This window comes from Colwellia sp. BRX10-9 (assembly GCF_014077405.1).
GTDB lineage: Bacteria > Pseudomonadota > Gammaproteobacteria > Enterobacterales > Alteromonadaceae > Colwellia_A.
Map to the genome: position 1 here is coordinate 1 of NZ_JACGVV010000066.1, position 5042 is coordinate 5042.

Annotated in this window: 8 protein-coding genes; all 8 read left to right on the forward strand. The window is 33.4% G+C overall.

Features of this window, described 5'->3' with window-relative positions:
• Positions 1-203: 203 nt before the first annotated feature.
• The 8 genes from H4J69_RS19305 to H4J69_RS19340 all read left to right on the forward strand — a co-directional run bounded on the left by H4J69_RS19305 (position 204) and on the right by H4J69_RS19340 (position 4821).
• On the forward strand, positions 204-680 hold the full coding sequence (locus H4J69_RS19305) for a hypothetical protein (protein ID WP_182223018.1): 477 nt from the start codon (positions 204-206) through the stop codon (positions 678-680).
• Between the two features lie 124 nt (positions 681-804).
• On the forward strand, positions 805-1452 hold the full coding sequence (locus tag H4J69_RS19310) for a hypothetical protein (RefSeq protein ID WP_182245153.1): 648 nt from the start codon (positions 805-807) through the stop codon (positions 1450-1452).
• Between the two features lie 125 nt (positions 1453-1577).
• Positions 1578-1997 carry a hypothetical protein gene (locus H4J69_RS19315; protein ID WP_182245154.1) on the forward strand — a complete coding sequence of 140 codons (420 nt, stop codon included), beginning with the start codon at positions 1578-1580 and terminating at the stop codon, positions 1995-1997.
• Positions 1998-2116: 119 nt separating this feature from the next.
• On the forward strand, positions 2117-2686 hold the full coding sequence (locus H4J69_RS19320; protein ID WP_182245155.1) for a GNAT family N-acetyltransferase: 570 nt from the start codon (positions 2117-2119) through the stop codon (positions 2684-2686).
• Between the two features lie 105 nt (positions 2687-2791).
• The gene (locus H4J69_RS19325) at positions 2792-3202 is read left to right on the forward strand and encodes a hypothetical protein (RefSeq protein ID WP_182245156.1); all 411 of its coding nucleotides are present in this window, start codon (positions 2792-2794) and stop codon (positions 3200-3202) included.
• Between the two features lie 48 nt (positions 3203-3250).
• A complete protein-coding gene (locus H4J69_RS19330; RefSeq protein ID WP_182245157.1) occupies positions 3251-3544 on the forward strand; it encodes a hypothetical protein in 294 nt (97 codons plus the stop codon).
• A gap of 129 nt (positions 3545-3673) precedes the next feature.
• Positions 3674-4093, forward strand: a complete 420-nt coding sequence (locus H4J69_RS19335; protein ID WP_182245158.1) for a hypothetical protein — start codon at positions 3674-3676, stop codon at positions 4091-4093.
• 116 nt (positions 4094-4209) lie between these two features.
• Positions 4210-4821, forward strand: a complete 612-nt coding sequence (locus tag H4J69_RS19340; RefSeq protein WP_182245159.1) for a MalM family protein — start codon at positions 4210-4212, stop codon at positions 4819-4821.
• Positions 4822-5042: the final 221 nt, after the last annotated feature.

Genomic DNA, 5042 nt, shown 5'->3' on the forward strand with positions numbered 1-5042 from the left:
TATCGTGGGGCTGAAAATATTCTTTGGTTAAAAATGTTCAGGCCTTGCGAACTTAATTCTAACAAGGCGTTCAAACGGACAAAAAACAGTTGGTTTTGTTCGCTGCGTTCACTATTTTAACCAACTATTTTTTGCCGCTTAACGTGGCGTTATAGCTACATTTACAATATCTATGCAGTCTGATTAATGAAGGTAAATATTACGTGAAGAAAATTAAATTATTATTTTTATATTTTTTGGTAGCCATGAGTTCAAGTTGTGCATTCTCACCGATAAAAACAGAAGTTAAAGAAAACCATTTCATTTTTGAAAACTTTATTAATAATAATGAAACCGAAATAGAATATATTCACTTAATGTGTTCTAAGAAAAAACTGGCATATTGGACGGAGCCAAAACAATTTTTGGCAGACGAGTATGATTTTTGGGTTAAAGCAGATATAACTAAAAATAATAGAGTTGGTGCAAATAAAGTTGCATTTTTTCATTTTAAAGTTAATTTTGAGTCTGGTAAAAGATACATGCCAAATAGAGTTTTAGAAAAGAATAAAATTTCTATTTGGATACAAGAAGTAGGCACAGGCACAAGAGTGTCAAAAATTGAAACTAAAAATTTAAAGTTTGAAATATATAGTGGCAATAACCTGAGGAAAAAACAATGCAGGTTAGGTGATTTTTAATGTCGCTATAACAAGCTATTCAAGTGGGACAAATTACAGTTGGCTAGTTCCGCTTCGCTTTACATTTTAGCCAACTACAATTTGCCCCTTAATAGGGCGTTATATTTCAAATCAAGGATAGAGTTTGATTCACAATTATTTAAAAGCTGTCGATAGTGTAGTAAAAAGATTGTTTGAAGCGAGAGCTGATTATTACGAAATCATAAACGATCTATTTAAAGACTCCTTGCCTCCAATCTTTGTCCATAACCGAAATAATCCGAAAGAAGTAATCGCTCGAGACCATGCAGCATGGCTTGAACAAAAACATATAAAACAAAAGAAAGAAAAATCGGATGCTGCAATTGAAAATCTAACTAATGAACAATTTGCTTTATCAATTATTGACGGTTCTCTTTTGCAAATAGCTTGTAAAGGAATCGAGCTATATTCTGAAAACACCGAGAATACATCACCATTTCCTAATCTTTCTGCTCAGGCATGTAAGTTTTCTGTTGGTGAAATAGTCAGAGAAATACCTGTTGGTTTAATTATTTATGCAGGCAGAAATCACTATAACCATCTAGAGGATGGAGAAAAGCTGAGAAAGCCGACAAAAGAAATAGTTAACTTACTCAATGTAAATTACCAGCAATATAGACCAAATATTTTATTCGATTTTGATTCGTACAATAAATTACCTAGAAATTTAACAACGAGCTTTATTGGTATACTTGGTTGGGGAAATGCGGTAGATTTCAGAGAAACATTAATGGGTATTAATGAAATATAACAAGCTAATTAATAAGGACAAAAAAACAGTTTTCTGTTTTCGTTCCTCAACATTTTATCAAACAATTTTTTGCCCATTACTAGGGCGTTAGTTTTATCAATCTAATATCACTTAAAGGATTTCCTGTGAAAAATTTCAATAAAATTTTATTTATACCAGCCTTTTCTATTGTTACAGGCTGTGCACAATTACCTCCAGATACACAAGAACGTTTAGGTCAATTTACCGCTGCTTCCTCTTTTAATGTTAGAGGATTGGAATATGAAAAATCGTCTAATACTGTATCTTATGCAACAGGAAAATCTTGTTATCAAGTAAATATGTTAACGCTAGCCTATATTTCAGGTCCTAAAGATAATTTATTACAAAGGGCTATGGATAATGCAATTAGAGATGGTCAAAAATCAGGAATAGACGGAGACTTATTGGTAAATGCAAGAATAGAACGAAAAACCGAGTATAGAGAAACTGGCGACGGTTTCTTTAAAGTTCGTGAGCGCTATGAGTGTATTTTCATAGAGGGTGATTTAGTTAAAATCAAATAAAACTAACAAGACACAAACAAATGGCTGTGCTCGTACTTCGCTATTATAGCCAGCCATTTTTAGCCGCTTAGCAAAGCGTTATATTTTTCGTCAATCGATTCACATTTTCAGGAAACCGCATGAAAGTTCAACCAGATTTTTTCTTAGAGAGTATATTTAAGTTTGAAGCACAACGTATGCTCAGAGATATCCTAAGCTTTACATTTATGAAGTCATCGTTAAACGAGCTTAATGAAGATAAAAAATTAGCAGCCATAAACTATATTATCGATATTCTAAAAGAGTGTCATAGCGTTGGAGATCTTGAAGTTCTGATTGAGAATGAGGATAGAAAATTAAAGGGGTACGGATTGTTATTCTTATTCCCTGATATTAATGCAACATATCTACATTCAATATTCATTGTTGAGCAATATAGAAAAAAAGGCCTAGGAACAAAACTTCTTAATAAAATAAAGGATCTTAAGTTTGGTGCTCACCTTATTTGTGATAACAGTAAAATTAGCTACTATGAACAAAACGGATTTCGGTATGTCGAACCCGTTCAAGCGCCAAAGGGTGATGACTTTAAAATATCCAAAAATCTATATAGAGGGTTGTCGATCATGACGTCTTCTAAAAGTGCTATTGGTTCACCTATTTTTTTCCTAAACGACCAAGATTTAAATACTATTGCAGGTCTCAAATAAAAATATAACAAGTCACTCAAAAGGACAAATAACAGTTGGCTTTTGCTCCTGCGTCGCTTATTTTAACCAACTGTTATTTGCCTCTTAGTGAGGCGTTAGGCATATATGTTCGACCTGAAGAGTTTAATCGGAAAATTTCTTGTTTCTGTTACATTAGGACATAACCACGAAAAGGTTCATCATGCGTGGCGAGATGAAAGTAATGAAGGTTTTTTAATTTGCTATGACATAAATTTAGAATTTGAAAATAATAAAATTTACTCAATAAAACCATGTGAAGTCGAGATGATTGATCGCTATCCAAGTTTAGGGTTGAGTATAGAAACTATAGTAAAAGTCGAATTATTATTCCCTTTCAATATTGAAGAACTGCCGATGAGAATATGCAACATTATTGAAAGTGATCACCTAGGTGAAGACGTGATAAATCAATATACTCTAGTTTTGGGTAATGGAAAAAAGATTGTAATCAGTCATGTTTATCCACCCATGTCGATGGGAATTAAAGTAGAGTAAATACATGCCTAACAAGGCGTTATGTTTTTTAATCGAATGGATGCGAATATGAAAAAATGGATGATTAATAAAAGAATATTTATGTTAGGTTTCTTGCCTGTTCTAGGTGTTCTTATTACACTTCTTTTAAATTTTATTGCTGGACCTGGTTATACAACCGCAGTAAATCAAGGTGCTATTTACATATATTTCAAGGGCTCTGTTATTTGGTCGGTGTTTGCATTTTTTACAGGTATATATATGTACTCTAAATGTAGTTCAATGAACCATATAAAATTTCTACTTGAAGTTTTATCGGTCACTTTCGGTGTCGCCATGCCTTGGATGATCGGTATGTCGTAGTGTTCAAAACATAACAAGAATTTCAAGCGGGACAAAATAAAGTTGGCTGTTTTGTTCACTCCGTTCACTTATTTTAGCCAACGTTATTTTGCCCCTTAAATGGGCGTTATACATACAAAGGATGGCTATTTGAAAATTCTATTTCTGGCAATGTTTTTTATTGTAACCGCTGTTTCAGCTAGTGCAGATGTTATGGTCAATATATTTCCTGATACATTAATACTACCAAGTAGCTGTAAAATAAATAAAAATGTTGAGAGTCAGACTTTTGGCGAGACTTATTCTTGCCGTACTTTAGATGATAAAAAGTTCTGGTTAGATTTTCGGCTTAACGATACAGATTTAGTTGCAAATTTACATAATGATTTAAATGTTTTAGATATTATTGAAACTGATTTGTATCCTTACACTTTTTATCAAATTACCGCACAAGGTTCGGGAAGTAAGGTAGAGTTTATTTCATATTGTACCGATGATGTTTGTATGGATTTGTTTGGTGATTATGATGATTCATTTAAAAAACTTCTTGCTTCACAATTAGGTGGATAGTATGTATAACAAGATGTTTAAACGGACAAAAAACAGTTGGCTGTTTCACTCCGTTCACAATTTTAGCCAACAATTTTTTGCCGCTTAACGTGGCGTTATGCACACTAGGAGATTTGATGTTAGCTAAAGGAATTATTATATTTTTAGGATTAGCGCTTTTGGTCAGTTGCGCACAACCTAATGTTCAAATTACTGGACAATATTTGTATGAATCAGAAGTATGTTGCACACAATACCCAGAGATGAACTTTGAAGAGCTTTCCCTTGATAAACGTAAATCGTTTAAGATTTGGACTGACTCTCCTTCATTTAAATTTAAATCAGGTAAGAGTTTCTTTAAAGGTTATAAACTTCCACAGATTTCTGGCAGGTTTAATGTGAATTTAAAGAGTGTTTTTCGACGGGATGTTTTTTTTCCAATCATTACTATTCTAGATAAAGAATATGAAGTAGTTAGAACTATTGCCTACCCGACGATCGATTATCATCCTCCAGAGTGGTCAAATGGGTATGTTGGTGGAGAGTTTCTTCTTAACTTGGGCGAAAACGAACGATATATGATCATTCATACGCCAACAGAAATGGTGGGTGACAAAATTGATTCCAAAGGTTTAGATACAGTGAGCTTTTACACGGGAGGTGGCTTTGTATTTTTTTCGGGGTTGAATGATTTTGAGCATTTAATGAGCCATATCGGCAATTTGTCTATTAAGTTGGAACGAATGTAGAGCAGTTGCATGCATAACAAGCAATTCAACAAGGACTAAAAACAGCGGGCTGTTCGCTTCGCTCAAGTTTAGCCCACAATTTTTAGCCCGTTAATTGGGCGTTAGAATCAATCTGAATAGGAGTTATGTAACGAAATGAATGATGAAAAGTATTCAGGATATTTAGCTTTAAAGCTTGAGCTTTGGCAGGTATATCATAATCATAAAGAGAACATGTCAAA

Bases quoted from the DNA above. Each gene is read 5' to 3' on its own strand.
- H4J69_RS19320 (WP_182245155.1), top strand. From the start codon at position 2,117: ATGAAAGTTCAACCAGATTTTTTCTTAGAGAGTATATTTAAGTTTGAA.
- H4J69_RS19325 (WP_182245156.1), top strand. From the start codon at position 2,792: ATGTTCGACCTGAAGAGTTTAATCGGAAAATTTCTTGTTTCTGTTACA.
- H4J69_RS19330 (WP_182245157.1), top strand. From the start codon at position 3,251: ATGAAAAAATGGATGATTAATAAAAGAATATTTATGTTAGGTTTCTTG.
- H4J69_RS19340 (WP_182245159.1), top strand. From the start codon at position 4,210: ATGTTAGCTAAAGGAATTATTATATTTTTAGGATTAGCGCTTTTGGTC.